Origin of the sequence: Cryobacterium glucosi (genome assembly GCF_004402235.1) — a bacterium.
Classification (GTDB): domain Bacteria; phylum Actinomycetota; class Actinomycetes; order Actinomycetales; family Microbacteriaceae; genus Cryobacterium; species Cryobacterium glucosi.
In genome coordinates this window covers 157,401-181,640 of sequence record NZ_SOFS01000043.1, presented here as the reverse complement: position 1 = coordinate 181,640, position 24,240 = coordinate 157,401, and the positions used below count along the sequence as shown (strand labels likewise).

Annotated in this window: 24 protein-coding genes and 1 pseudogene; 11 read left to right on the top strand and 14 right to left on the bottom strand. The window is 68.4% G+C overall.

What is annotated here, in order from left to right:
• The first annotated feature begins 9 nt into the window (after nt 1–9).
• Nucleotides 10–1,500 (top strand): alpha-amylase family glycosyl hydrolase, encoded by a 1,491-nt coding sequence (locus E3O46_RS16955; RefSeq protein ID WP_134562136.1) that lies wholly within the window; start codon nt 10–12, stop codon nt 1,498–1,500.
• On the opposite strand, the gene ald is transcribed toward E3O46_RS16955, so the two are convergent.
• Nucleotides 1,497–2,612: an alanine dehydrogenase gene (ald, locus tag E3O46_RS16950; RefSeq protein ID WP_134558307.1), complete on the bottom strand. Its 1,116-nt coding sequence runs from the start codon at nt 2,610–2,612 to the stop codon at nt 1,497–1,499. The two genes, E3O46_RS16955 and ald, sit on opposite strands and share 4 nt — an antisense overlap.
• A 190-nt stretch (nt 2,613–2,802) precedes the next feature.
• On the opposite strand from ald, the gene E3O46_RS16945 reads away from it, so the two are divergent.
• The gene (locus tag E3O46_RS16945) at nt 2,803–3,246 is read left to right on the top strand and encodes an Lrp/AsnC family transcriptional regulator (RefSeq protein ID WP_322188778.1); all 444 of its coding nucleotides are present in this window, start codon (nt 2,803–2,805) and stop codon (nt 3,244–3,246) included.
• Between the two features lie 37 nt (nt 3,247–3,283).
• On the opposite strand, the gene E3O46_RS16940 is transcribed toward E3O46_RS16945, so the two are convergent.
• A complete protein-coding gene (locus E3O46_RS16940) occupies nt 3,284–3,880 on the bottom strand; it encodes a DinB family protein (protein ID WP_134449107.1) in 597 nt (198 codons plus the stop codon).
• Between the two features lie 103 nt (nt 3,881–3,983).
• Here E3O46_RS16940 and E3O46_RS16935 point away from each other — a divergent pair, with 103 nt between their 5' ends.
• Complete coding sequence (locus E3O46_RS16935; protein ID WP_134562135.1) at nt 3,984–4,673, top strand: DUF2461 domain-containing protein; 690 nt, start codon at nt 3,984–3,986, stop codon at nt 4,671–4,673.
• A gap of 138 nt (nt 4,674–4,811) precedes the next feature.
• Here the strand turns inward: E3O46_RS16935 and E3O46_RS16930 are convergent, their stop codons facing one another.
• Nucleotides 4,812–6,200 carry an alpha-amylase family glycosyl hydrolase gene (locus tag E3O46_RS16930; RefSeq protein WP_241987451.1) on the bottom strand — a complete coding sequence of 463 codons (1,389 nt, stop codon included), beginning with the start codon at nt 6,198–6,200 and terminating at the stop codon, nt 4,812–4,814.
• A gap of 59 nt (nt 6,201–6,259) precedes the next feature.
• Between E3O46_RS16930 and E3O46_RS16925 the strand changes: the two genes are divergently transcribed.
• Together E3O46_RS16925 and E3O46_RS16920 are read left to right on the top strand one after the other, a co-directional pair.
• Nucleotides 6,260–7,117 carry a PhzF family phenazine biosynthesis protein gene (locus tag E3O46_RS16925; RefSeq protein WP_134562134.1) on the top strand — a complete coding sequence of 286 codons (858 nt, stop codon included), beginning with the start codon at nt 6,260–6,262 and terminating at the stop codon, nt 7,115–7,117.
• An 88-nt stretch (nt 7,118–7,205) separates the two neighbouring features.
• Nucleotides 7,206–8,024 carry a shikimate 5-dehydrogenase gene (locus tag E3O46_RS16920; RefSeq protein ID WP_134449110.1) on the top strand — a complete coding sequence of 273 codons (819 nt, stop codon included), beginning with the start codon at nt 7,206–7,208 and terminating at the stop codon, nt 8,022–8,024.
• Nucleotides 8,025–8,049: 25 nt separating this feature from the next.
• On the opposite strand, the gene E3O46_RS16915 is transcribed toward E3O46_RS16920, so the two are convergent.
• Together E3O46_RS16915 and E3O46_RS16910 are read right to left on the bottom strand one after the other, a co-directional pair.
• Complete coding sequence (locus tag E3O46_RS16915) at nt 8,050–8,847, bottom strand: glycoside hydrolase family 25 domain-containing protein (RefSeq protein WP_134562133.1); 798 nt, start codon at nt 8,845–8,847, stop codon at nt 8,050–8,052.
• A gap of 145 nt (nt 8,848–8,992) precedes the next feature.
• Entirely contained in the window at nt 8,993–9,556 is a 564-nt protein-coding gene (locus tag E3O46_RS16910) for an isochorismatase family protein (RefSeq protein WP_134562132.1), read from the bottom strand.
• 99 nt (nt 9,557–9,655) lie between these two features.
• On the opposite strand from E3O46_RS16910, the gene E3O46_RS16905 reads away from it, so the two are divergent.
• Both E3O46_RS16905 and E3O46_RS16900 read left to right on the top strand, forming a co-directional pair.
• Nucleotides 9,656–10,039 (top strand): VOC family protein, encoded by a 384-nt coding sequence (locus E3O46_RS16905; protein WP_134449113.1) that lies wholly within the window; start codon nt 9,656–9,658, stop codon nt 10,037–10,039.
• 78 nt (nt 10,040–10,117) lie between these two features.
• On the top strand, nt 10,118–11,134 hold the full coding sequence (locus E3O46_RS16900; protein WP_134562131.1) for a zinc-dependent alcohol dehydrogenase: 1,017 nt from the start codon (nt 10,118–10,120) through the stop codon (nt 11,132–11,134).
• Between the two features lie 228 nt (nt 11,135–11,362).
• Here the strand turns inward: E3O46_RS16900 and E3O46_RS16895 are convergent, their stop codons facing one another.
• Both E3O46_RS16895 and E3O46_RS16890 read right to left on the bottom strand, forming a co-directional pair.
• Nucleotides 11,363–11,860, bottom strand: coding sequence for a GNAT family N-acetyltransferase (locus E3O46_RS16895; protein ID WP_134449115.1), 498 nt, complete (start codon nt 11,858–11,860; stop codon nt 11,363–11,365).
• 168 nt (nt 11,861–12,028) lie between these two features.
• On the bottom strand, nt 12,029–12,883 hold the full coding sequence (locus E3O46_RS16890) for an NAD(P)H-binding protein (protein ID WP_134562130.1): 855 nt from the start codon (nt 12,881–12,883) through the stop codon (nt 12,029–12,031).
• Nucleotides 12,884–12,975: 92 nt separating this feature from the next.
• On the opposite strand from E3O46_RS16890, the pseudogene E3O46_RS16885 reads away from it, so the two are divergent.
• A pseudogene (locus tag E3O46_RS16885) lies at nt 12,976–13,459 on the top strand (winged helix-turn-helix transcriptional regulator).
• A gap of 18 nt (nt 13,460–13,477) precedes the next feature.
• Here E3O46_RS16885 and E3O46_RS16875 read toward each other — a convergent pair.
• The 3 genes from E3O46_RS16875 to E3O46_RS16865 are packed head-to-tail and all read right to left on the bottom strand — an operon-like array spanning nt 13,478 to nt 17,319.
• Nucleotides 13,478–13,753: a hypothetical protein gene (locus E3O46_RS16875; RefSeq protein WP_134449118.1), complete on the bottom strand. Its 276-nt coding sequence runs from the start codon at nt 13,751–13,753 to the stop codon at nt 13,478–13,480.
• A 51-nt stretch (nt 13,754–13,804) separates the two neighbouring features.
• Entirely contained in the window at nt 13,805–15,133 is a 1,329-nt protein-coding gene (locus E3O46_RS16870; protein WP_134562127.1) for a 2-oxo acid dehydrogenase subunit E2, read from the bottom strand.
• On the bottom strand, nt 15,133–17,319 hold the full coding sequence (locus E3O46_RS16865; RefSeq protein WP_134562126.1) for an alpha-ketoacid dehydrogenase subunit alpha/beta: 2,187 nt from the start codon (nt 17,317–17,319) through the stop codon (nt 15,133–15,135). The genes E3O46_RS16870 and E3O46_RS16865 overlap by 1 nt, the downstream gene beginning before the upstream one ends.
• A gap of 173 nt (nt 17,320–17,492) precedes the next feature.
• Here E3O46_RS16865 and E3O46_RS16860 point away from each other — a divergent pair, with 173 nt between their 5' ends.
• Nucleotides 17,493–18,026 carry a VOC family protein gene (locus E3O46_RS16860; protein ID WP_134449121.1) on the top strand — a complete coding sequence of 178 codons (534 nt, stop codon included), beginning with the start codon at nt 17,493–17,495 and terminating at the stop codon, nt 18,024–18,026.
• Entirely contained in the window at nt 18,023–18,715 is a 693-nt protein-coding gene (locus E3O46_RS16855; RefSeq protein ID WP_241975242.1) for a GntR family transcriptional regulator, read from the top strand. Before E3O46_RS16860 ends, E3O46_RS16855 begins: the two co-directional genes overlap by 4 nt.
• A gap of 21 nt (nt 18,716–18,736) precedes the next feature.
• Here E3O46_RS16855 and E3O46_RS16850 read toward each other — a convergent pair whose 3' ends face one another.
• The 3 genes from E3O46_RS16850 to E3O46_RS16840 form a co-directional block, all read right to left on the bottom strand.
• On the bottom strand, nt 18,737–19,798 hold the full coding sequence (locus tag E3O46_RS16850; protein ID WP_134562125.1) for a 2,3-butanediol dehydrogenase: 1,062 nt from the start codon (nt 19,796–19,798) through the stop codon (nt 18,737–18,739).
• Nucleotides 19,795–21,003 carry a metabolite traffic protein EboE gene (gene eboE / locus E3O46_RS16845; protein WP_134449123.1) on the bottom strand — a complete coding sequence of 403 codons (1,209 nt, stop codon included), beginning with the start codon at nt 21,001–21,003 and terminating at the stop codon, nt 19,795–19,797. Before eboE ends, E3O46_RS16850 begins: the two co-directional genes overlap by 4 nt.
• A 177-nt stretch (nt 21,004–21,180) precedes the next feature.
• Nucleotides 21,181–21,828, bottom strand: coding sequence for a helix-turn-helix domain-containing protein (locus E3O46_RS16840; protein ID WP_134449124.1), 648 nt, complete (start codon nt 21,826–21,828; stop codon nt 21,181–21,183).
• Between the two features lie 262 nt (nt 21,829–22,090).
• Here E3O46_RS16840 and E3O46_RS16835 point away from each other — a divergent pair, with 262 nt between their 5' ends.
• Nucleotides 22,091–23,176, top strand: a complete 1,086-nt coding sequence (locus E3O46_RS16835) for an SDR family oxidoreductase (protein ID WP_241975243.1) — start codon at nt 22,091–22,093, stop codon at nt 23,174–23,176.
• Between the two features lie 78 nt (nt 23,177–23,254).
• On the opposite strand, the gene E3O46_RS16830 is transcribed toward E3O46_RS16835, so the two are convergent.
• Entirely contained in the window at nt 23,255–24,235 is a 981-nt protein-coding gene (locus E3O46_RS16830; protein WP_134449126.1) for a zinc-dependent alcohol dehydrogenase, read from the bottom strand.
• Between the last annotated feature and the right edge of the window lie 5 nt (nt 24,236–24,240).

The following is a 24,240-nucleotide window of genomic DNA, read 5'->3' as shown; positions in this document are numbered from 1 at the left end:
CAGGTACCCATGACCGACGTTGAACTCCTCGTCTACGCCGACCGCATCGGCGGCACGATCCCCGCGCTGGCCGCGCTCCTCGACGGGCCCCTGCGGGACTTCGGCAGTGTGCACGTGCTGCCGTTCTACGTGCCGTTCGACGGGGCGGATGCCGGCTTCGACCCGGTCGACCACACGGCGGTCGATCCGCGCCTCGGCACCTGGCCCGAGGTCCGCGACCTGGCAGGCGACCGCGGGCTGACCGCCGATCTCGTGGTCAACCACGTCTCGGCGTCCTCGGTGGAGTTCACCGACTGGCTGGCCCGCGGCGCGGAGTCGCCCTGGGACGGCATGTTCCTCACCTATGGCACCGTCTTCCCGCACGGCGCAACCGAGGCCGAACTGACGGCGTTCTACCGACCGCGGCCGGGACTGCCCTTCACGGGATACCGCGGGTCAGACGGCTCCCGGCATCTCGTCTGGACGACGTTCCTGCCCAGCCAGGTCGACCTCGACGTCGCCAATCCGGTCGCCATCGCCTACCTGCGCCGGGTGCTCCGCGTGCTCGCCGACGGCGGCGTATCGACGGTGCGGCTCGACGCGGTCGGCTACGCCGTGAAGACCCCGGGCACCGACAGCTTCATGACCCCGGAGACTCTCGCCTTCGTCGAGGTCGTCACGGACCTCGCCCGCGCGGAGAACCTCGCCGTGCTCGTCGAGGTGCACGGGCACTACGCCCAGCAGCTCGCGATCGCGCCCCTCGTCGACTGGGTCTACGACTTCGCGCTCGCGCCGCTCCTGTTGCACTCCCTGGGCACCGGCACGGTCGACCGCCTCGCGCACTGGTTCGAGATCCGTCCGGCCAACGCGGTCACGGTGCTCGACACCCACGACGGCATCGGCGTGATCGACGCCGGTCCGGCCGGAGGACGGCCGGGGCTGCTGAGCGAAGCGGAAATGGCGGAGGTGTTCGCGCGAGCCGCCGAAGCCACGCACGGGCACTCATCCGTCGCCTCGGTCGTGCCGGAATGGTCGACCCTGCCGCATCAGATCAATGCCACGTTCTTCAGTACGCTCGGCGGCGACGTCGTCGCCTATCTGGTCGCGCGTGCCGTGCAGCACTTCCTGCCCGGACGCCCGCAGACCTACTACGTCGGCCTGCTCGGCGGTTTCGACGACCGGGAGCAGTTCGCCGAGACCGGGAGCGGGCGTGACGTGAACCGGCACCGCTACCCGGCCGCCGAGGTCGAGGAGGCGCTCGCGAGCGACGTGACCCGCGCCCAGCTCGGCCTCGTGCGGCTCCGTTCCGCCCATCCCGCGTTCGACGGCCAGTTCACCTGGTCGGCCTATGGCAGGGACGTGCTCGAGCTGCGCTGGGTGAATGCGGCCCGCGATGCCCGCGCGGTCCTGACGGTGTGCACCGCGCGGGCCGCGACGAGTTTCCGCATCCAGCTGGCGGATGCCGACGGCAGCGAGGTCCTCGACACGGTCGAGTCCCTCGCAGCCTGGACCGTCGGCTAGCCGACGATCTCCGCGAGGGTCAGGACCGGGGCGCCGAACGCGGCGGCCACGTGCTCGTTCGTGATGCGGCCCGCGTGCACGTTCAGGCCCTTGGCGAGTGCGGCATCGTCGGAGATGGCCTGCTTCCAACCCTTGTCGGCGAGCGCGATCACGTAGGGCAGGGTCGCGTTGGTGAGCGCACGGGTCGACGTCGCGGGGACTGCTCCCGGCATGTTGGCGACGCAGTAGTAGATGCTGTCGTGCACGGCGAAGGTGGGCTTGTCGTGGGTCGTGGCGTGGGATCCCTCGAAGCAGCCGCCCTGGTCGATCGCGATGTCCACGAGCACGGAACCCGGCTTCATCGTGGCGACCATGGCGTCGGTGACGAGCTTCGGCGCCTGCGCCCCGGGGATGAGCACGGAGCCGATCACGAGGTCGGCGCCACGGACCTGCTCCGCGATCTCGTAGCGGGTGGATGCGCGGGTCTGGATGGCGCCGGTGAACCGGTTCTCCAGCTGCCGCAACCGGGCGATCGAGAGGTCGATGATCGTGACGTCCGCTCCCATGCCGAGGGCGTTCGCCGCGGCGTGCTCACCTGCGACCCCGCCGCCGATGATGACGACCTTCGCCTTGGGGGTGCCCGCGACGCCGCCGAGCAGGATGCCGTTTCCGCCGTTCGCGCTCATCAGGTGGTACGCGCCGACCTGGACGGACAGGCGCCCGGCGACCTCGCTCATCGGGGACAGCAGCGGCAGGCTGCGGTCGGCGAGCTGGACGGTCTCGTAGGCGATCGCCGTCGTGCCGGAGGTGAGGAGGGCATCCGTGGTCGGACGGGACGCGGCGAGGTGCAGGTAGGTGAAGAGCACCTGCCCGTCGCGCATCAGCGGGTATTCGGCTTCGATGGGTTCCTTGACCTTGAGTAGCAGCTCCGCGGCGGCCCAGACCTCGGCGGCAGTGCCGAGGATGGCCGCGCCCGCGACGCGGAAGGCGTCGTCGCTGAACCCGGAGCCGACGCCGGCGCCCGCCTGCACGAGGACCTCGTGGCCGCGGATGGAGAGTTCGTGCACGCCGGCCGGGGTGATGGCCACCCGATTCTCGTTGTTCTTGATCTCGGTGGGGATGCCGACCTTCATGGGGAACTCCGTCTGCGGTTTGGGCCGGACTTACCGGTGGATAGGGAAAATAATGCTCGGTATTCGTTTCGTGCACGTGACAAGCGTGGAATCCGCGATACTTGGTCGAAAGACAGCGCGATATTCAGTTGAGAGGGGCCCACGCATGACGGAAACGAAGAGGATTCGGGGCGGCGATGAACTCGATACCGTGGACAGTACGCTCGTGGCCCTCCTCCAGGCCGACTCGCGGATGAGCAACAGCCGGCTCGCGACCGCGGCGGGGATCGCGGAATCGACGTGCATCGCCCGGGTGCGCTCCCTCGTCACGCGCGGCATCATCACCCGGTTCACGACGCTCGTCGACCCGAAGGCGCTCGGGCTCGGCCTTCAGGCGCTGATCAGTGTCAGCATCCGATCGGGGGCGCGCACGCAGATCCCGGCGTTCCGGGACGAGATCCGGGCGATGCCGCGGGTCGTGCAGGTCTTCTTCCTCGGCGGCACAGAGGACTTCATCATCCATCTCGTGGCCCGCGACTCCGACGATGTGCGCGACTTCGTGCTCGAGAACCTGTCGGCGAACCCCGCGGTCGCCTCGACGCGCACGAGCCTGGTCTTCGAGCACCACTACAACGGGCTCTCCTCGGGAAAGTAGCAGCCGGGCGCCGAGGGACCCCGTCGGTTGGCGCCGGTCAGTCCGTGCTGCGGCTGGGCTTCCAGAAGCCGGTCGTGCCGAGCAGCCGGGTCTCCTTGTCGGCGTCGGCGGGAACCTCGACCTCGGGAGGGAAGACTCCATACTGGCGCCAGTCGTCCACCTGGGGCAGGATCTGCTCCCAGAGCAAGTCGACCAGTGGAGCCGGCAGCGCGTACTCCAGGCCGAGGTAGTTCGCGATCGACCACGCCTGGAAGGCCCGGTAGATGCTCGTGTGCTGCAGGTACTCGGCGAGCGGGTAATCGCCATACTGGAGGTGCACGATCGCTGCGGGATCGAGGTCCTGCCGCACGGCGGCGGTGGCCTCGTCGTTGAGCCGGTCGTAGCTCGCGATCGGGTCCCCGCCGAGCAGGTCGCCGTTGAAGCGGTCACCGACTTCCTCGATGGTGTGGCCCGCGAGCACGTCCCCGACCCAGGCCTCGTCGCGCGCGTGCGCGGCGAGGATGTCCCTGATCGTGGGATTCTCCGTGCTGGTCCACTCCGCGGGAGCCGGCAGGGTCAGCTGCTCCGGCGTGATCCGGTCGATGACGGAGCGCAACGCGGCATCCGACTGAAGAAATAGCTCTCTCTGCTCCATGCCGCAAAAAGTAGCACGGGCCACTGACGCTGACCAGCGTTCGACCGCATTCGGGCGTCGGCCCGACCACCGGTGCTGCCAGACTACGAGAGGAGGCGAGAGTATGACAACGCACTTTTCCGGTGAGGCGCTGCAGTTCCTGCGCGAGTTGGAAGGACACAACGACCGGGGCTGGTTCGAGGAACACAAGCCGGCGTACCTGAGCGAGGTCAGGGAGCCGATGCTCGACCTGGTCGACCGGGTCAACGAGTCCCTCGCGGGATTCGCGCCCGGGCACGTGCGGCCGCCGCAGAAGGCGATTATGCGCATTTACCGCGACGTGCGGTTCTCGAAGGACAAGTCCCCGTACAAGACGAACGTCGCCGCGTCCTGGCCTCTCGGGGGTTCGGAGAAGACCGGTGCCGGTTACTTCCTCAGCGTCTCCGGCCACGAGGTCCTGGTCGCGGGCGGCAGCTATGCGCCCTCCCCCGAGCAGCTCACGGCGATTCGCGACCACATCGTCGCGCACCACGGGGAGCTTCGCGCCCTGCTCGCCGATCCCCGGCTCACGGGCATGTTCGACCCCGCCGACGGCAATCCGCTGGTGCGTCCGCCGCGCGGATACCCCGTCGATCACCCCGCGGTCGACCTCTTGCGCCGCCGCCAGTGGGCCGCCTTCGCGACCCTGCCGGCATCGGTGGCCGAAACGGATGCTTTCCTCACGCTCGTGATCGAACGTTTCGAGGCGCTGACACCCCTGATCGACTTCCTGAACGTGCCTCTGGCCACGCTCCGCCTCGAGCAGCGGCGCTGACCGGGGCCGCGCCGCTTCGACCGGGCGCCCGGCGGATGCCGCTACGAACCGTCGTAGGCGGCCTCGAGCACACGGATCTCGATCTTCGTCATCGCCAGCACGGCCTGCAGCACCCGACCGGCCCCGACCGCATCGGGTCTACCGTGCCGAGTCGCTCGCGGCGGGCGCGAGCACCTGCCAGCCGTGCGGCGCGATCGTGACACGCGGCCCCAGCGGCGCCGGCGTGCCCCCCGGCAGGAGCTGGGTCAGCCCCGAGCGGCCCAGGTCGACGCCGCACGGCTGGTCGCCGAGGTTGAGCGCGACGACGAGCGTGTCGTCACCGGCCCGCGCCTCGTAGACGAGGTGGTCGGCCCCGCTGTCCAGGATGCGGGTTCGGGCCTCGTGCAGCCACGGATGCCGCCGGCGCAGCCCGATCATGTCCTGGTGCAGCCGGTAGACCGTGCGTTCGGTGTCGGTGAGCGCCGGAGGGCCGTCCGCCGGGAACTCCGGCCGGATCGCGTCGTCGCCGCCGTACTCCTCGGTCTTCAGGCCCGCGTAGCCGTATTCGTCCCCCGCGTAGATCGACGGGGTTCCTCCGGTCGTGAAGAGCACGGCGAGCGCGTGGGCGAGGTGCCGCGGATCCTCGAGGCGGGTCGAGATCCGGGTGACGTCGTGGTTGCCGACGAAGGTCGCCGGGGTGAAGCTGTCGAGGAAGCCGTTGTGCCTGCCGAGCGACCAGGCCAGCTCGTGCGGGTTGTGATCGTTGAGGCTGCTCCAGATCGCCTTCCAGAGCTCGTACTGCGTGACGGAGTCGAGGGTGGCCGCCGAGACGATCGCCGGGTAGTCGCCGTGGATGACCTCGCCGAGGAACCACGCCTGCGGGTGGCGTTCCCGCACCCGCGGCAGGACCCCGGCCCAGAATTCGGCGGGGACCGCGTATGCGGCGTCGAGCCGCCAGCCGTCCGCGCCGCGGTCGAGCCAGTGCTCGAGGACGCCGGTCACGTAGTCGGCGACCTCCGGGTTGCCGTGGTCGAGACTGATGAGCCCCGGATGCCCCTCGAAGGTTTCGAAACCGGCCTCGCCTCCCGGGAGGCCGGTCCGGGTTCCCGCCTGGAACCAGGCGGCCGCGGCACTTCCGGGGCCCTGCTCGATCGCCTCACGGTAGCGCGGGAAATCCGGGCCGACGTGGTTGAACACCCCGTCGAGGAGCACGCGCAGCCCGCGGGCGTGCGCTTCGGCGACGAGGGTGTCGAAGTCGGCCTCATCGCCGAGGCGCGGGTCGATACGGTAGTAGTCGCTCGTGTCGTAGCCGTGGCTCGTCGAGGCGAAGACCGGGCCGAGGGCAACGCCCGATGCGCCGAGCTCGATCGCATGGTCGAGCCAGGCCACGATCCGCAGCAGGCGGTGCTCGCCGGCACCGGGAACGGGTTCGCCAGGGGCGATCGGGTAGCTACCGACGAAACCGAGCGGGTACAGCTGCCACCAGATCGCGTGGCGCACCCAGTCGGGTTCGACTCGCCCGGCGGCATCCGTGTTGCTGATCATCATGTCTCTCAGCTTTGCACCCCCCCGGGGCGGCGTCGCACCGGTGGCCTAGGGTGTTGAGCATGTCCGACGAGACCGAGATCCTGCGCCTGACCGCCTTCGCCGCCGAGCCCACCGGTGGCAACCCGGCCGGTGTCGTGCTCGACGCGAGCACGCTCCCCGACGCCGAGATGCAGCGGATCGCGGCGGCGCTCGGATACGCGGAAACCGCGTTCCTGACCCGGCCGCCGACCCCGCAGGACCCGGGAAGAGCGGGCATCCGTTACTTCTCCCCCACGGCGGAAGTGCCGTTCTGCGGTCACGCGACGATCGCGACCGCCGTTGCGCTCGCCGGCCGCGGTGACGCAGAATCCTTCGTGTTCGAGACGAAGATCGGGGAGGTGAGGATCGCCACCCGGCGCACCGCTGACGGGATCGTGGCCTCGTTCACGAGTGTCGAGCCGCGGGTGGAGCCGATCGGGGCATCGGTGCTCGAGCACCTGCTGCGGCTGCTCGGCGTCGACACCGCCGACCTGCACCCGGACTACCCGCCCCGGCTCGCCTTCGCGGGCAACGTGCACCCCGTGCTCGTCTTCGCGGAGACGGCGACCTTCGACGGCTTCCGGTTCGACCCTGCCCAGGTGCGTGCCCTGATGGACGCAGAGGGCTGGGCGGGCACCGTGACGACCCTCCGCGTGCTGGGGCCGCTCGAGTTCGAGGCGCGGAACCTCTTCCCGGTCGGGACCATGACCGAGGACCCGGCGACGGGCTCTGCGGCGGCCTCCGTCGGCGGCTACCTCCGGGCGCTGCGCCTCGTCGACGCCCCGGCGCGAGTGTTGATCCACCAGGGCCGTCACGTCGGCCGCCCGAGCCTGCTCACCGTCGATATCCCCGAGACCGGCGGCATCGTGGTGTCCGGGACAGCCTCGGTCATCTCCTGAACCCGATCTCCTCGACCCCGTCTCGGACCTTCGGACGGGGCGTCCGGGTTACCGTGGAAAGACCGCACCTCATCCCGGGAGAAGAACCATGAAACCAGCGCTCAACAAGGACACGCAGCTGTGCATCTCGCTCGCGGCCCGCCCGAGCAACATCGGCACCCGTTTCCACAACTACCTCTACGACGAGCTCGGCCTCGACTTCATCTACAAGGCATTCACGACAACCGACATCACCGCGGCGATCGGCGGCGTGCGGGCGCTCGGCATCCGCGGCTGCTCCGTGTCGATGCCCTTCAAAGAGGACGTCATCGCGCTCGTCGACGAGATGGATGCCTCCGCGACCGCCATCCGCTCGGTGAACACCATCGTCAACGACAACGGGGTCCTGAAGGCGTCGAACACCGACTACCTGGCCATTGCCGAGCTCATCGCCGAGCACGGCATCGATCCGGGCACACCGTTCCTGCTCCGAGGGAGCGGTGGAATGGCGAAGGCCGTCGGTGCGGCCTTCCGGGACGCCGGTTTCTCCGACGGAACCATCATCGCCCGCAACGAGACCAGCGGTCGCCTGCTCGCTGACGAGCTCGGCTACCGGTGGCTGCCGGACCCGGGAGCCGAGACCGCACCGCTGATCGTCAACGTGACCCCGATCGGGATGAGCGGTGGCGCAGAGTCCGAGAGCCTCGCATACCCGCTCGGCACCGTCGACGCGGCCACGACCGTCTTCGATGTGGTCGCCCTTCCGGCGGAAACGCCCCTGATCCGCGCGGCGCGTGCGGCCGGGAAGCGGGTCGTGACCGGGGCCGAGGTCATCGCGCTGCAGGCCGCTCACCAGTTCGAGCTGTACACCGGGGTGCGGCCGACCCCGGAGCAGGTGCTCGCGGCATCCGCTTTCTCGCGTCAGTAGAGGGCGGCACCGGCGGGAGGCCGTCTCAATACAGGAATTCGGCGTCGAAGGAATCAAGGTCGACCCTGACGCCGTTCAGGGTGCGCTCGAACTCCTGCTGCACGCCGATCCGCAGGTTGCCCGAGTCATTCCAGCCTCCGTACGGCACCGGTTCGGGTGCGAGGACTTCGGCAGTCCAGCTCGGATAGTCGAGGGGACCGGTTGCGGTGTCCCACAGGGCGACGTCGGAGAATTCGGTCGTTTCTCCCATCAGGAGCGGCCACATCGCCGCTCCGCTATAGACGACCGGGCGCACTCCGAGCTCCTGCACCCCCGTGATCATGTCCCGGGTGAGGGGCGGGCTGCCGGTCTCGATGTCGAGGGCGAAGAACTGGAGCCGGGTGCTGTACGGACCCGTCGCAGCGATGCCGGCCTGCCAGCAGGCGGGATTGCGGGTGTATGCGGCGAGCTTCAGCCCGGCGTCGAGGGCCATCTGCAGTTGCGGCTGGGCGTGGGCCGCGGGGGTGCAGGTGCCCCAGTCGGTCGACGCCAGAATGTAGAGCCGGAATCCCTCGGCATAGGCTGCGTTGAACCACGCCGGGTCGGTGATGACCTGGTCGGAGTCGAGGGCCTTCACCGAGGACACTGCCGCGGCAGCGGGGACTGTCTCTGACACGGAGTGCGCGGCAGCGGCAGCGGTTGCTACTGTCCGGACCTCCGCCTCGGCGCGCGGCGCGGCCGCCGTGACACCCGCGACGATGAGCGCCGCCGCCAGGATGCCGACGCCGGCTCGCCTTCCGATCCGACCCGGTCGCACTATCGAGGCCTGCGTAATCCTGCCCATTCGTCACTCCACGTTCGGGTCGCGCGAGGTTTGAGCTTCCACTTTCGGCATCCAGTGTGCTGCGCCCCCGCGGGCCACGGAAGTCCGTCCCGGCGATTTCCCAGCCTCGAGCGAAGCGCTGTTTCCGTCCGCCGGCCCGGTCGCCTCAGGAGGACGGCGCCGTGAAGTCAAGGTCGGCAGTGGTCACCGTGCCCGCTGTCCGCCCGGGGGCCGTGTGGTATTCCCAGTACAGGTTGGTGTGGGCGATCACCAGGTCCGGCGGCGGCGCACCAAAGCCGCTCAGGTCCTCGGTGGTGTGGGCATCACTGACGAGGATGGCGTCGTAGCCGCGGACGATCGCGCCGTGGAGCGTCGACCGGATGCACTCATCCGTTTGCGCACCGGCGATCACAAGACCGCCGATGCCGCGTTCGGCGAGCACGGACTCGAGGTCGGTGTCCTCGAAGGCGTCGGCGTACGCCTTGTGCACGAGCGGTTCCGCCTCGAGGCGCACGAGTTCGGGTACGAGCTGCCAGGAAGCACTCCCCTGCGGCTGGTCGTCGTTGTGGTGCTGCACCCAGATGAGGTCGACGCCGGCGGCTCGCGCCTTGTTGACGACGGTGCTGACGTTCCCGACGATCGCGTCCCGATCGTAGGCGTCTTTCACGAAACCGGTCTGGACGTCGATGACGAGCAGAGCGGTGTTCGGCCGGTTGTCGAGGGTGGTCACGATTCCTCCTCAGAAGCTTTCGGACGGTGTCACGAGGCCACGCTACGCCGCGGCGCCGTTCGCCGCGAGTGGCTGTCGCTCCTTGATACAGTGACGACCATGGACATGCGACTGGAGCTTGTGCCGTTGCCCGTTGCGGACGTGGAACGGAGCAAGGCCTTCTACGTGGATGTTGTCGGCTTCCACCTGGATCACGATGTGCAGCCAGGCAACGGAATGCGGATCGTGCAGCTGACCCCTCCGGGCTCGGCGTGCTCCGTGGTCATCGGGACCGGCATGGGGAATGGACCTGAGCACGGCACGGTCAAGAACCTGCACCTGGTCGTCTCCGACATCGGCGCGGCACGGGACGAACTCGTGAACCGTGGCCTGCAGATCACCGAGATCCACGACATGGGTGGCGTCAAGTACGCGTACTTCAGCGATCCTGACGGCAACTCCTGGGCGCTTCAGGAAATCGGCCGGTACGCGAAGCCTGCCTGACGCGCACCCGAACCCGCTTCGTACCAGCTCGTGGAGCTTCCCAGGCTGATCTCGTGATCCACGCCGAAAGGAAGCACCATGAAGGCCTTTGTCATCACCGCGCCCGGGGAAGCATCCGTGCAGGATGTCGCCCCGCCGGTTGCGGGGCCCGGCCAGGTCGTCGTCGATGTCGCGAGAGTCGGCGTCTGCGGAACCGACGTCGAGTTCTTCACCGGCGAGATGCAGTACCTGCACGACGGCAAGGCCCGGTACCCGATGCGGATCGGCCATGAGTGGGCCGGGACCGTAACCGCGCTCGGCGCAGGCGTCGACCGGCGGTGGCTCGGTCGCCGGGTCACCGGTGACACCATGCTCGGCTGCGGGGTGTGCCGTCGGTGCCTCCGCGGCCTGCAGCATGTCTGCGAGTTCCGCTTCGAGGTCGGCATCCTCGGCGGCTTCCCCGGTGCCCTCGCCGAACAGCTCGCGGTGCCCGCCACCTCGCTGTTCGAGCTGCCCGACACCGTCGACGACGTGCTCGGCGCGCTCGTCGAACCGGGCGGCAACGCGCTGCGTTCCGTTCGGGGTGCAGCACTGGAACCCGGCGACCGGGCGCTCGTCCTCGGAGCGGGCACGATCGGTCTGCTCATCGCCTTGTTCGCCCGGCAGCAGGGTGCAGAGGTGCACGTGATGGGACGGTCCGCGCGCTCACTGGACTACGCCAGGAGCCTCGGCTTCGACGGAGTCTGGACCGACGCCGACCTGCCGGAGTCGCCCTTCGACGCCGTCATCGACGCCTCCAACGCGGCCGCCCTGCCCGCCCGCGCCCTCGACCTGGTCGAGCCGGGGAAGCGCGTGGTCTACGTCGGTCTCGCCGGCAGCCCGAGCCTGATCGACACCCGAACCCTCGCTCTCAAGGACGTGACGGCGGTCGGCATCCTGAGCGCCTCCCCGGGGCTCAGGGGCACGATCGACCTCTACGCGAGCGGTGCCGTCGACCCGCGCCCGCTCGTCGCCGCGACGGTCGGGCTCAGCGGTGTGCGAGAGATCCTGGCCGGGCATCGCCCCGCCGGCGCCGGCCTCGGTCCCAAACTGCACGTCGACCCCCGGCTCGCCTGACGTCGTTCCCGACAACGCCGCCAAAAACGACACCGCCCCGCACTGCACCGATTCGATTCGATTCGATTCGATTCGACGGAGCGTCTCCCGCGCCGGCGTTCGCGAGAGTGCGCTTTCGGCCGTTGAATCGCAGGCAAAGTCAAGCGGCCTTCAGGGCCACACGTGCACTCTCGGGGCACGGCGGGGCGAGCGGATGCGGGGCGACGCGGGAATGTGGAGCGGTGCAGGTCAGGCGAGCAGCTTCTCGAAGCAGAACGAGTGCGGGATCGCCTCGATGTACGGTTCGTAGATCGGGATCGGCGTGTAGCCGATCTTCTCGTAGAGGGCGACCGCATCCGGTTGCTTGCTGCCGGTCTGCAGGATGAGCCGCGGCACGCCGGCGGCACGGGCGATGCGCTCGAGCTCGTTCATCAGGGCACGGCCGACCCCGCGCCCGCGCTGGTCGTCGGAGACGATCACGCGCTTGACCTCCCAGTCGCCATCATGGGTGCGCAGGGCCGCGTGGGCGATGGGGGTGCCGTCGCCGTCGACCACGAGCACGGTCGCGAGAATGTCGGCGGGGTCGATCCTGAGCGCCGCGGTCACGGCGTCATCGAGTTCGGGGCTGCCAGGGCCGGCGTAGCGCGCGGTCATCTCCACGTCCATCCGCGCGCGCAGCACGGCGGCGCGCGGGTCGTCCCACTCCACCCGCTCGAAACGGAACAGGCGTTCGGTACTGCCACTCATCGTCGGGTCCTTCATCTGCGTCTGCTCGGGTGTGTGCAGTGCGATCTCTGCAATCGCACAGCCTACCGACCCGGGGGCGGATGCCGCCGCGTCCACCCCCCGGGGCGTGGCCGGGGCGGATGCCGTCAGGTCCACCTCCGGGGCATGGCCGGGCCGGGACAGGCGAGGTTAGACGCTCGCGGCGAGGCCCTCCGCGAGCGGCGTCGTCGGCCGTCCGATCAGGCGGGCCAGGTCGCCGCTCGTCTCGCCGAGCAGCCCGTCGCGGATGTTGGCGTCGAGACCGACGACGAAGCCCACCGTGCCCTCGTCGAGGCCGAAGGACGCGAGCAGCTCCGCGTGTGCTGCGGGTGTCAGGTTCCGGAAGGCCACCGATGAGTCGATGAGGGTTCCGATCGTGGCTGCGAGTTCGGCGAAGTCCCAGGCGTGGTCGCCCGAGAGCTCGAGGGTCTTGCCCGCGAGCGAGTCGTCGAGGATGGCCGCGGCCGCGGCATCCGCATAGTCGGCCCGGCTCGCGCTCGCGACCCGGCCGTCGCCGACGCTCGCGACGATCTCGCCGGCCTGGCGTGCCTTCTCGATTTCACCGGTGTAGTTCTCGGTGTACCAACCGTTGCGCAGGATGGTGAAGGGGACCCCCGAGGCGATCAGGAACTCCTCGGTGGCCTTGTGCTCCGGGGCCAGCACGAGCGCGGAGGTCGTGGCCTTCGGGGCGCTCGTGTAGACGATGCGCCCGACGCCGGCGGCCTGGGCGGCCGCGATCACGGCGGTGTGCTGCGGCACGCGCTGGCCGACCTCGCTGCCGGAGACGAGCATCAGCACGTCGCCCGGTTCGACGACGGCGGTCACGGTCTCGGGGTTGCCGTAGTCGAGGACTGCGGTGCGCACGCCGAGTGCGGCGAGAGCGGACAGCTTGTCGACCTTGCGGGCTGTCGCAACGATGCTCTCCGGGGCCGCGCCGCGGGCGAGGAGGGATTCGACGATGAGGTGGCCGAGGTGACCAGAGGTGGCGGTGACGATGTATGACATGTGTTGTCCTTTCGGTGGCGTGTCAGAGTCAACCACGGGACGGCCGAGTACCTTCCCGCGCACAGGTACCCACCTTTAGGTAAGCTACCTGCATGAAGGTTAGTTTCGACGTCTCGCGGGCGCGTCCCGGTGCCGTCGCCGGCGTCTACCCGGCCAAATGCGCCACGCGCACCGTGCTCGACCACGTCACGAGCAAGTGGGGCGTGCTCATCCTGCTCGCCCTGCAGCAGGACTCGCTCCGCTGGGGCGAGCTCCGGCGGTCCATCGAGGGCATCAGCGAGAAGATGCTCGCATCGACCCTGCGCACCCTCGAGTCAGACGGCTTCGTGAACCGGGAGGCGCAGGCGACGATCCCGCCGCGNCGCATCGACCCTGCGCACCCTCGAGTCAGACGGCTTCGTGAACCGGGAGGCGCAGGCGACGATCCCGCCGCGCGTCGACTATGAGTTGACGGCCAGGGGCCACGAGCTCGCCGACCGCCTCGTCCCCCTGATGGACTGGATCGCGGACAACGCCGACGAGATCACCGGCACGCCCGCTTTCCCTGGCGCGAAAGCGGGTGAATCGTCGTTCTGAGCGCGACAGAACGACGATTCACCCGCTTTCGCGGGCGGCGCGGGCGCTTGTGGTCAGATGGTGGTACTGACGATCGAGGGCGCGAGTGAGGGAACGCACCTGCTTCATCTGCTCTTCATCCGCGCGGCATTGGCGCTCCCGCTCGAAGTCATCCTTGCAGCCCGTCCCGTAGGCGAGGGAGATCGCTCGCAGCGCCCTGCCGCTCCGTTCTGCAGCGAGGAGCGCGGCCAGCCGTTCCGATTCCGCGGCAAGGGATGCCCGCTCTGCTACGAGACGTTCGAGTCGGGGATCCATATGCGCGCCTTTGCTCACGGGGAAGTCGACGGTCATCAGAGCCCGCCGACTTCAAATGATTATAGAGAGTGGATTCTCGATACAGGCCACGAACTGCGCCATCCATTCGGCGGCCACCGCACCGTCGACCACACGGTGATCGGCCGAGAGGGTGACGGTCATCACGGTGCCGACCGAGAGCTGTCCCGCGTCGACGACCGGCCGTTGTTTCGCGGCGCCGACGGCGAGAATGCCGGACTGGGGCGGGTTCAGGATGGCCGAGAACTGGTCGACCCCGAACATGCCGAGATTCGAGACGGCAAAGCTGCCGCCCTCGAGTTCCTCTTGCCTCAGCTTCCCCTTCCGCGCCCGTCCGGCGAGGTCGGCGACCCTCTCGCTGATGCTCGTCAGCGTGAGGCCGTCGACGCCACGCAGGACCGGAGTGAGCAGTCCCGTTTCGGTGGACACCGCCACCGAGAGATCGACGTGCTCGAATCGTCTCGTAGCGGTCTCGGTCCAGATCACGTTCGCCGCGGGCACCCGGACAAGCGCTACCGCGACGGCCTTGACCACAAAGTCGTTGACCGAGATCTTCCGCGGCGACGTCGCGTTGATCTCGCCGCGGAGGGCGAGGAGGCGCTCGACGCGGCAGTCCGCCGTGATGTAGAAGTGTGGAACCGTCGACTTGCTCTCGGTCAGGCGGCGCGCGATCGCCCGTCGCATCCCCGTGTGGGGAACATCGGTGAACCCGGAGGCGTCGACCACGGATGTGCCGGTGGTGCGGGCCGAGAGTGCCGCTGGAACGGACACCGCAGGAGACGCCACAGGCATGACGGGCTCGGGCCGGGACTCGGCTGCAGTCACGGGCGCGGGCTTGAGGGTGTCGAGGTCCCGGCGCACGATCCGCCCGTTCGGGCCACTGCCGACGACGCGGGATAGGTCGAGCGCGCGTTCCCTGGCGATGCGGCGCACGAGCGGACTGGCGAATTGACGCTGGCCGCTGGCTGCGGCGAGCGGTACCTGCGCCCCGTCCGGGGCCGATTCGGCCGGGACCACTCCGACCGGCGTCGCCGCCTCCGCGGCCGCCGTCACCGGGGTCGCCGGCCCTGCCTGCTCCGGGACGTCCCCGGCGAGGAAGGCATCGATGTCCGACTCCGCCTCACCGACGGCGGCGATCACGCCGATCGGCACGCCCACTTCGACGGGCACGCCCTCGGGGACGATGACGCGCGCGAGCACACCTTCCGTCTCGGCGCGGTACTCGACGACCGCCTTCTCCGTTTCGATCTCGGCGAGCGGCTGGCCGATCGCCACAGTGTCGCCCACCTTCACCAGCCAGGTCTGGATGGCGGCTTCTGCGGCATTGGCGAGCACCTCCGGCATGCGCACGAGCGTTGCCATCAGCGGGTTCCCAGACCGAGCTTGATGATCTCGAGGCCGGCGACGACGTCCTCGGTGCGCGCAATGGCCGCCCGCTCGAGCACGCGTGAGATGCTCGGGCTTGCCTCGCCGCCGGTCACGCGTTCGACCGGCTGGTCGAGGTAGTCGAAGAACCGGCGTTGGATCTCATCGGACAGCCAGGCACCATACGACGTGCCGCGGGCCCCCTGTTCGACGATGAGCACGCTGTTGGTCTTGCGGATGCTCGTGCCGATGGTCTCCCAGTCGATCGAGGCCCGGTCGAGCCAGCGCAAGTCGACGACGTCGGCGCTCATGCCGGTCAGTTCGACGGCCTCGAGGGAGTGCTTGACCATGGACAGGTAGCTGATCACGGTGACGTCGGTGCCTTCACGGCGCAGGGCCGCCCTCCCCAGCGGGATGAAGTAGTCGAGGTCGCCGGCGGGCACGTCACCGCTGTCGGCATAGAGGTCGACATGCTCGATGACGAGCACCGGGTCCTGCAGGGCCAAAGCGGTGTTCATCAGGCCGATGTAGTCAGCCGCCGATGACGGTGCGACGATCCGCCAGCCGGGGCTCGTCGCGAAGATGCCCGCGGGGTCCATCAGGTGCTGCGAGCCGTAGCCGCTTCCCATCGCGACCTTCGTGCGCAGCACGAGGGGCACCGGATTCTCGCCGCCGAACATGTGCCGCGCCTTGCCGATCTGGTTGAAGACCTGGTCGGCGGCCACCCACATGAAGTCCGGATACATGAATTCAACGACCGGGCGGTAGCGCCCGTCGAGCGCCATCCCGCCGCCGAGGCCGGCGAACGCGTTCTCGCTGATCGGCGTGCCGAGCACACGGCCCTCGAACTTCTTCGCAAGCCCCTTGGTGGCGCCGTTCGTGCCGCCGTTGAGGCGGTGCACGTCTTCGCCGAGCACGACGATCCGTGCGTCCTCTGCCATGCGGCGGTCCATCACGCCGGCGACGGCGTCGACGAACTTCTTTGTTTCGAGCTCGCCCCGGTATTCGGTCGGCTCGAGCGTGCGCAGTCCGGTCAGTTCGCTCGCGTCGCCCCGCACCCCGACATTGACGAAGTCGACGTCGGGCCAGAGCTCCGGCCGGATCCGGCGCTTCCCCGCCGACTCCGGGTCGGCCTCGAGCAGCTGGGCCACTGCATCCCGCATCGCGGACAGGGCCTGCTCGCGCACCGCGGCGATGCCGGCCGTGTCGATCTGGCCGAGCGCGATCATTTCGCGGGCGACCCGGTCCAGCGGGTCACGGGCCCGCCAGGCCGCCTCTTCCTCCTTGGTCCGGTAGCCGAAGGCGCTGCCCGGGTACGGTCCGTTCTGGTGGAAGAAGCGGTAGACCTCGACCTCGACGACAGCGGGTCCCTGGCCGGACCGCATCACCTGCTCGGCCTCCTTCGTCGCCAGGTGCACGGCGAGCGGGTCCATACCGTCGACGCGCCAGCTGGGAATGCCGAACCCGAGCGCGCGGGCAGAGAGCCGAGGCTCACCGGTCGACTCGGCCACCGTGGTCGACACAGCGTAGAGGTTGTTCTCGATGAAGAAGGCAAGCGGCAGCTTCCACGCCGAAGCGAGGTTCATCGTTTCAAGGACCGAGCCGATGTTGGTCGCGCCGTCCCCGAAGTAGCTCACCGTGACATCCGTCGTTCCCGCGTGCTTCTGGGCCCAGGCGTTGCCGGCCGCGAGCGGAACCCCGCCGCCGACGATCGCGTTGGTGCCGAGCGCGCCGGCCTCGAACCACTGCAGGTGCATCGAGCCGCCGCGGCCCCGGCAGTAGCCCTGGGCGAGCCCGAGAATCTCGGCGAGGGTGCGCTGCAGCACGGTCTGAATGTCCGCGGTCACGAGCGCCGCGGGGTCGAGGGCGCCGCCGGAGACATGGTTGATCGCCTTGGCGAGGAACTGGTGGTGCCCTCGGTGCGAGCCGTTGATCGCATCCGTCGACCCGAGGCCGACGATCGAGCCGACCGCCCCGCCCTCCTGGCCGATGCTGGAGTGCGCTGGCCCGTGCACGAGGCCCTCGCCGGCGAGTTCGAGCACGGTTTCTTCGAAGGCACGGATGAGATGCAGCTGGCCGAGCATGGTGGCCAGGAGTGCCGGGTCCGCACTCGCCCAGTCCTGCGCCGTGGTGCTGAGTTCGATCCACGGGGCCAGGGGATCCAAACGTCGTCGTTCAGGCATGTGCCGGTCTCCATTGGTCGTGTCGATCGCGGGGATCGACTACATGTGACCAACACTGTATCGTTGATTGAATCCAATGCCAAGGATTGTCCGCAATATCTCCGATCTGGATGCACGGATTTCGGGTCTTTGGATACAATGAGAGAAATCAACGACGAACGAAGGAGTTCTCGATGGTCCACGGCATCCCGGGTCTGCGCGGCACGGAACACATCGGTTTCACGGTTCCCGACCTCGACGAGGCCGAGCGGTTCCTGGTCGACGTGATCGGCTGCGAGCTCGTCTACGCGCTCGGGCCGTTCGCCCACCCCGACGACGAGTGGATGCTCGAGCACCTCGGCGTGCACCCGCGCACGGTGATGCGCGAACTCCGATTCTTCCGATGCGGTCACGGGCCGAACTTCGAGGTCTTCCAGTACGAGCCGGCGGATGGCGCTGCTCCCGAACCGAGGAACAGCGACATCGGCGGGCATCACCTGGCGTTCTACGTGGACGACTTCGATGCCGCCCTCGAGCACCTGCAGGAGCACGGTGTGGAGATCATGGGCGCACCGACGTCGAGCTCCAGCTGGAGCACCGGCCAGCGCTGGGTCTACTTCCGCAGCCCCTGGGGCATGCAGTTCGAGCTCGTGAGCTACCCGGACGGCAAGGCCTACGAAAAGGATGCTGCCACTAAACTGTGGCATCCGGCCCACCCCGCCGAATGACCGACACCACCGACCGGACGGACCCCATGGCCAGCGCCCCCAGCCGCGACGGCAGCGCCGGCAGCCGTATCGCCACGCGATTGCGGGACGAGATCCTGTCCGGCGCATACGCCCCCGGCACCCGGATCCGCCAGGAGGACGTCGCCGAACAGTTCGGCGCGAGCCGGCTCCCCGTTCGCGAGGCGCTGCGCATCCTGGAATCCGATGGCCTCGTCACCCTCGTCGCGAACACCGGCGCCTGGGTCTCCCACCTGAGCCTCGCGGAGTGCGAGGAGATGTACCAGATCCGCGAGCGCATCGAACCCCTGCTGCTGCGCTACAGCCTGCCCAATCTGTCGCCGGAGACCCTCGGCCGCCTGCAGGAACTCGCCGATGAAATGCAGGCCGGCACGGACGTCGAAACGTTCCTGCGCCTCGACCGCGAGTTCCACCTGCTCTCCTACTCCGGCGCCGTGACGTCCATCCTGGGCGAGACCATCCACCGGTTATGGAACTCGACCCAGCACTATCGACGCGCTTTCACGACCCTGATCGGGCCCGATGTCAACCGCGCCGTCCACTACGAACACCAGTTGCTCGTCGGGGCGCTGAGGCGCGGCGACGGCGACGAGGCCGAGCGGATGCTGGCCGGCCACATCCGCCGCACCAGGCTCGAGCTGTCCACGCATCCGGCGCTCTTCGCCCAGTAGGCGGCCACTCGGGGCGCGGCATCACGAGCCGGCGCGCACGAGCACCTTGACCTGGTCGCCGGTCGGTGACAGCAGCGTGTCGAAGCCCTGGGCCACGACATCCTTCATCGCGATCTGGGCTGTCACGACCTTCTCCACCGGGTACCGACCCCTGTCGATCAGGTCGATGATGCGCGGCCAGTCGGTGACCGGGAAGCACCAGGTGCCCGAGATCGTGATGTCGTGCTCGGAGATGACCATCGGGTCGATGGCCGCAGCCTTCGTGTGCAGCCCGGTCTGGGAGATCCTCCCGGCAGAACGCACCGAGGCGATCGCCGCCTGCAGCGCCCGCTCGTTCCCCGAGCATTCGATCACCGCGTCGACACCGATACCGTCTGTCCGGTCGCGAAGCCAGCCCGGCACGTCGACGGCGGTCGGGTCGAGCACCACTCCGACGTCGAAGCTGCGCACGAGCGCCGCGCGCACCGGATTGACCTCCGAGACGAAGACGTTCGCCCCGAGCGAGGCTGCGTAGAGCGACGCGAGGGCGCCGATCGGACCGGCCCCGGTGATGAGCACGTTGTCGCCGGGGCGCACACGGGCGGTGTCCACCCCGTACGCCGCGACAGCGCCCGGTTCGACGACGGCGCCCTGCAGGTCGGACACGCCGTCGGGGAGCACTGTGACGTTCGCGGCGGGCACGATGGCGAGGTCGGCGATGCCGCCCCACTGGTAGCTGAGCCCGACGGCGGCCATGGTGCGGCAGAGGTGGTTCAGTCCCCTGCGGCAGAAGTAGCAGTGCCCGCAGGACAGCAGCGGCATCACCGACACCCGCTCGCCCGGCCGCACCGCGGTCACCCCGTCGCCGACCTCGACCACTTCGGCCGAGAATTCGTGGCCCAGAATCTGCGAGCCGCACACCCGGGTGAGCGGATGCGGCTCCCGCGGAATCACGATCGGGCCCTGGGCGTATTCGTGCAGGTCGGTGCCGCAGATGCCGCACCACAACGGCCTGACCAGGATTTCGCCTGCGCGGGGCGACTCGGGAGCCGTGACCTCCTCGACGCGGATGTCGCCGGCTCCGTGGAAGACGGCAGCCCTCATGGACGGGGGTCCAGCAGCTCGGCGCGGACGAACTCGAGTTCGCGGGTCACGTAGTCGGTGATGTCGCCGGTCTTGAGGTGCGCCGGGAGCACGTCCCAGGTATACGTCTCGATTTCCAGGTGGTCGGAGAGCGGTGTCTCACGGTGCATCTGCAGCGCCTGCTGCACGGCGAACCGCGTCGTGACGAACGGGCCGAGTTCCTCGAGGAAGACCGGAACGTGGAAGTGGGTGCGGATCTCGGTGGGCACCGGGTTCGCCTCGAACGCGTCGAGCGCGTCGCCGAGGGTGAGGTACTTCGTGACCGCACCGTCCTGGCGCATCGTCGTCTGGCTCAGGTAGATCGTGTCGGTGAAGACGCGCAGCTGGGGGACGAGTGCAGGGGTGAGGTCCCTGACCCAGAGCGCCGCCGCCTCCTGGAGCTTGAAGATCGGGATCCCGGCGTCGACGAGGCTGCGGAGCGATGCCGGAATATCCTCGAATCCGACGGACTGGTGGCCGATGTCGAAGACGATGCCGAGGTATCGGCGCATCGCACCTTCGGCCTCCGACAGGGGCAGCCCGGCGAGCCGGGCGAGCTCGGCGATGCCCTGCGGCGAGTAGACCCGCTCGGTGAAGAACGCGACGGTCTCCGCCGTGGTCTCCAGGAAGCACGCGGGCTCCGGCTCGAGGGCGAGCTTGACCCGCCGACCCGTGCGCGCCTCGAGCTCGACGAGGTGGGCGACGACCAGGAACAGGTTGGTGGTGAACCGGGCGACGTAGTCGTCGTCCGTGACATTCGGAGCGAACGCGAGCGGGGCCGTCTGGATGCTGGGGCTCACGTCCGCCGGAGCGATCTCCGCGAGGATGTCCGCGACCGAGTTCGTATACGCGACCCTGTCGTCGGTCGACCAGTCCGGTTCATAGACCCGTTCCATCACCAGATCGCCCTTGAACGGCCCATACGGGAACGCGTTCACCGTGTAGACGTACAGGTCGTTGTCGTCGAGGAACGTCCGGAGCTCTGCCCGTTCTCCGGGGCTTGCTGCGAGGGTCTTCGCCGAGTCGGCCGAGATGCGCAGTGAGACGCCGAAGCGCTGATCGGGCGAGACCCGGGCTTTGACGTCGGGGACGAAGGTGTGCAGGCTCTCCTTCATCTCCGCCCACGTGTCGCCCGCGTGCACGAGGGTGGAATATGACAGGTGGCCGAGGCCGCGTCCGAGATCCATGGAGGTCTGGTCCTTTTCCGCCGGTCATCCGGCTCACATCGTCGTGATATCAAGGAAGGGTGTCGTCGTCTAAGACGAGAGTGAACACCCGTTAAGTATTCCTTAACACACAGGCTACGACGTCTCCAGCATCGCTGTCAACCGAACGCCCGACGCGTGCCTTACGGAATTGAGCGGCTAAGCGTGCGCGCCGTGCACGAACCAGATTCCCTGGACGTCGATGCTTCCGGTGTTCTTCAGGCTGTGCGGGATCGAGGAATCGAAGCCGAGCGACTCGCCCGCATGCAGCGTGAATGCCTCGTCGCCGATCGTCACCTGCAACTCACCCGCGATGACATAGCCGTACTCGTAGCCGGCGTGGGAGACGGTGTCGCCCTCGTCCGTCGACGTGGCTCCCGGCGCGTAGACGATCTTCATGAAGTTGACGTCGCGCTCCGGCGTGGCGGCAAGACGTTCCCAGTTGACCCCTGCGGCCATGTTGAGCCGCGACCGATGAGAGGGATGCACCACGGAGACCCGGTTCGCATACTCGGACGGATGCCACGCCTCCGAGGGATTCGTCACGTCGCCCCGATTCAGGACTTCTTCGGGGTGGACTGCCGGAACTCCAGGGTCGAGGGCCGGCTTACTCTCGAAGAGGTCGTCGACGGACACGTTCAGCAACTGGGCGAAGGCATACAGGGTCGCGACGGACGGCTGTGACTTGCCGTTCTCGATCTGGGAGACGAAGGAGGGCGAAACGTCGACCTGTCTGGCCAGCTCGCGCAACGTCAGGCCGGCCTTGAGCCTGATGTCTTTCAGCCGAGACCCTAAATTGTCCATCATGTTCCTCTGTCACACATCAGCATGACGACGACGAGGACCTGCCTCGCATCATCATTGAAGCCCGGCTACACACCCCACGCTCCGAAAAAAAGGTGAGTACGGACAAATATACACAGGAAGAGCCCCGAATACCCCGCCACTAGGGCCAAATCGGCGGTTCTGGCGGTTCCGGCGCGGCTTGCCGGGAATTCCAATGTTAAGTATCATTGAACACCTCAGGACGGCGACAAGGAAGTCCCGTCCATCAGGAAAGGATCGACTTGTGACATCCCCCTCAACAGTTCCCCGGCGGCGCGCGCTCATCGTCGGAGCGACGGGCATCACGGGCCAGACGGTCGTGAAGCAGTTGGTCGACGCGGGCTGGGACGTGACCGGCCTCTCGAGGCGAGGCCACTCCGAGACGCCCGGCATCACCGCCGTGACGGCAGACCTCCTGGACCCCGAGTCCCTCGCCGCCGCGCTCACGGGCACCCGCCCGGAACTCGTCGTGATCACGGCGTGGGTGAAGCGGGATACCGAGACCGAGAACATCGAGGTCAACAGCGCCCTCGTGCGCAACGTGCTCGCGGCGCTCGAAGGCGAGAAGTCGGTCAGGCACGTGGCCCTGATGACCGGGCTCAAGCACTACCTCGGCCCGTTCGACAACTATGCGACCGGCGTCACCGCGGAGACCCCGTTCCACGAGGACGAGCCACGGCTGCCGCAGCCGAACTTCTACTACGCGCAGGAGGACGAGCTGTTCGGGTCCGCCGCCCGGAACGGCTTCACCTGGAGCGTGCACCGCGCACACACCGTCTTCGGGTTCGCAACGGACAACGCGATGAACATGGTGCTCACCCTCTCCGTCTACGCCGCGATCTGCAAGGAACTCGGGCTGACGTTCACCTTTCCCGGCTCAGCCACCCAGTGGAACGGCGTCACAGACGTCACCGACGTCGACCTGCTCGCCGAGCAGATCATCTGGGCGGGCACGCACCCGGAGGGTGCCAACGAAGCGTTCAACATCGCCAACGGCGACGTCTTCCGCTGGCGCTGGCTCTGGCCGCGGGTCGCCGCGATCTTCGATGTTCCCTGGGCCGGTTTCGAGGGCGAACCCCGCCCGTTGACCGCGCAGATGGCCGGCAAGGACGAGGTCTGGAGCGCCATCGCCGAACGGGAAGGACTCGTTGAAACGGACGTCACCCGCCTCGCTTCCTGGTGGCACACCGACAGCGACCTCGGCCGCAACATCGAGTGCTTCACCGACATGAACAAGAGCCGCCAAGCCGGGTTCCTGGGCTTCCGGTCCACGCCGGACAGCTTCCTCGACAAGGTGGAGCGGTACCGCGCGGCGAAGATCATCCCCTAGGCCGTTTCCCCCACCCCAACGACGGATGTCCCGGACAAGCAGCGCTCGTCCGGGACATCCGTCGTTCAGATCTGTTCGCTATGCGGGCAGCACGGCGTCGAATTCGATGTGCGCCTTGATCGTGGTCGCCGGGTGGTGCGCGGCCTCCAGGGCGCCCAGTGCGTCGGCGGCCCCGAACCTCTGGGTGACGAGCGGGCTCAGGTCGATTCCGGTGTGAGCGAGGAAGCGCAGGGTTTCCGGCCACACTCCGGGCGAGCCGACCGAACCGGTGATCTTGAGCTCCTTGGACTGGATGAGCCCGAGCTTCGCCGGCGCCTCGCGCCCGACGTCGATGCCGATGTAGGCGACCCGGCCCCGGAAGGCGGCGAGTTCGAGCGCCTGGGCCATGACGGCCGGCCGGCCGCTCGCCTCGACGACGACATCCGCTCCGCGCCCGTCCGTCTGCTCGTTCAGGAACTCGACGATATCGTCGGGGTGCACGGCGTGGCTGGCGCCGAGTCGCAGCGCGGCATCCCGGCGTTCTGGCGAAGGCTCTACGACGATCGTCACGGCGCCGAGGGCCGAGGCGGCCGCGGTGACGGCGAGTCCGATCGGTCCGGCACCGAGCACGACGAGGGTGTCGCTCGCGTTGACGTTCCCGACCCGCATCAGCGCGTAGTACGCGACGCTGAACGGCTCGACAAGAGCGCCGTTCGTGTACGACACGCTCGCGGGAAGCTTGTGCAGCCATTCGGGCCTGGCCACGAAGAACTCCGCGGCCGCACCGCTGATCGAGAACCCGAAGTGGTCCTCCCCGATGACACACTCGCCGACGACCCGATCGCCGGCCGCGAAGTCCTGCACCCGGTTTCCCACCGCGACCACCTCACCGGACCATTCGTGTCCGGGAATGATCGGGTACTCGAACGGGATGATGTACCGACCCTCGAGCAGGTCGATGTCGGAGTGGCAGACCCCGACGGATCGCGCGGCGACGAGCACTTCGTCGGCTCCGATCGCGGGGATGGGCAGCTCGTCAATCCGGGGAACATTCTGTTCCGCGAAGCGCAGCGCTTTCATATCGG

Bases quoted from the DNA above. Each gene is read 5' to 3' on its own strand.
- E3O46_RS16955 (WP_134562136.1), top strand. From the start codon at position 10: ATGACCGACGTTGAACTCCTCGTCTACGCCGACCGCATCGGCGGCACG.
- ald (WP_134558307.1), bottom strand. From the start codon at position 2,612: ATGAAGGTCGGCATCCCCACCGAGATCAAGAACAACGAGAATCGGGTG.
- E3O46_RS16940 (WP_134449107.1), bottom strand. From the start codon at position 3,880: ATGGAGCAGAGAGAGCTATTTCTTCAGTCGGATGCCGCGTTGCGCTCC.
- E3O46_RS16935 (WP_134562135.1), top strand. From the start codon at position 3,984: ATGACAACGCACTTTTCCGGTGAGGCGCTGCAGTTCCTGCGCGAGTTG.
- E3O46_RS16930 (WP_241987451.1), bottom strand. From the start codon at position 6,200: ATGATGATCAGCAACACGGATGCCGCCGGGCGAGTCGAACCCGACTGG.
- E3O46_RS16925 (WP_134562134.1), top strand. From the start codon at position 6,260: ATGTCCGACGAGACCGAGATCCTGCGCCTGACCGCCTTCGCCGCCGAG.
- E3O46_RS16920 (WP_134449110.1), top strand. From the start codon at position 7,206: ATGAAACCAGCGCTCAACAAGGACACGCAGCTGTGCATCTCGCTCGCG.
- E3O46_RS16915 (WP_134562133.1), bottom strand. From the start codon at position 8,847: ATGGGCAGGATTACGCAGGCCTCGATAGTGCGACCGGGTCGGATCGGA.
- E3O46_RS16905 (WP_134449113.1), top strand. From the start codon at position 9,656: ATGGACATGCGACTGGAGCTTGTGCCGTTGCCCGTTGCGGACGTGGAA.
- E3O46_RS16900 (WP_134562131.1), top strand. From the start codon at position 10,118: ATGAAGGCCTTTGTCATCACCGCGCCCGGGGAAGCATCCGTGCAGGAT.
- E3O46_RS16895 (WP_134449115.1), bottom strand. From the start codon at position 11,860: ATGAGTGGCAGTACCGAACGCCTGTTCCGTTTCGAGCGGGTGGAGTGG.
- E3O46_RS16890 (WP_134562130.1), bottom strand. From the start codon at position 12,883: ATGTCATACATCGTCACCGCCACCTCTGGTCACCTCGGCCACCTCATC.
- E3O46_RS16875 (WP_134449118.1), bottom strand. From the start codon at position 13,753: ATGGATCCCCGACTCGAACGTCTCGTAGCAGAGCGGGCATCCCTTGCC.
- E3O46_RS16870 (WP_134562127.1), bottom strand. From the start codon at position 15,133: ATGGCAACGCTCGTGCGCATGCCGGAGGTGCTCGCCAATGCCGCAGAA.
- E3O46_RS16865 (WP_134562126.1), bottom strand. From the start codon at position 17,319: ATGCCTGAACGACGACGTTTGGATCCCCTGGCCCCGTGGATCGAACTC.
- E3O46_RS16860 (WP_134449121.1), top strand. From the start codon at position 17,493: ATGGTCCACGGCATCCCGGGTCTGCGCGGCACGGAACACATCGGTTTC.
- E3O46_RS16855 (WP_241975242.1), top strand. From the start codon at position 18,023: ATGACCGACACCACCGACCGGACGGACCCCATGGCCAGCGCCCCCAGC.
- E3O46_RS16850 (WP_134562125.1), bottom strand. From the start codon at position 19,798: ATGAGGGCTGCCGTCTTCCACGGAGCCGGCGACATCCGCGTCGAGGAG.
- eboE (WP_134449123.1), bottom strand. From the start codon at position 21,003: ATGGATCTCGGACGCGGCCTCGGCCACCTGTCATATTCCACCCTCGTG.
- E3O46_RS16840 (WP_134449124.1), bottom strand. From the start codon at position 21,828: ATGATGGACAATTTAGGGTCTCGGCTGAAAGACATCAGGCTCAAGGCC.
- E3O46_RS16830 (WP_134449126.1), bottom strand. From the start codon at position 24,235: ATGAAAGCGCTGCGCTTCGCGGAACAGAATGTTCCCCGGATTGACGAG.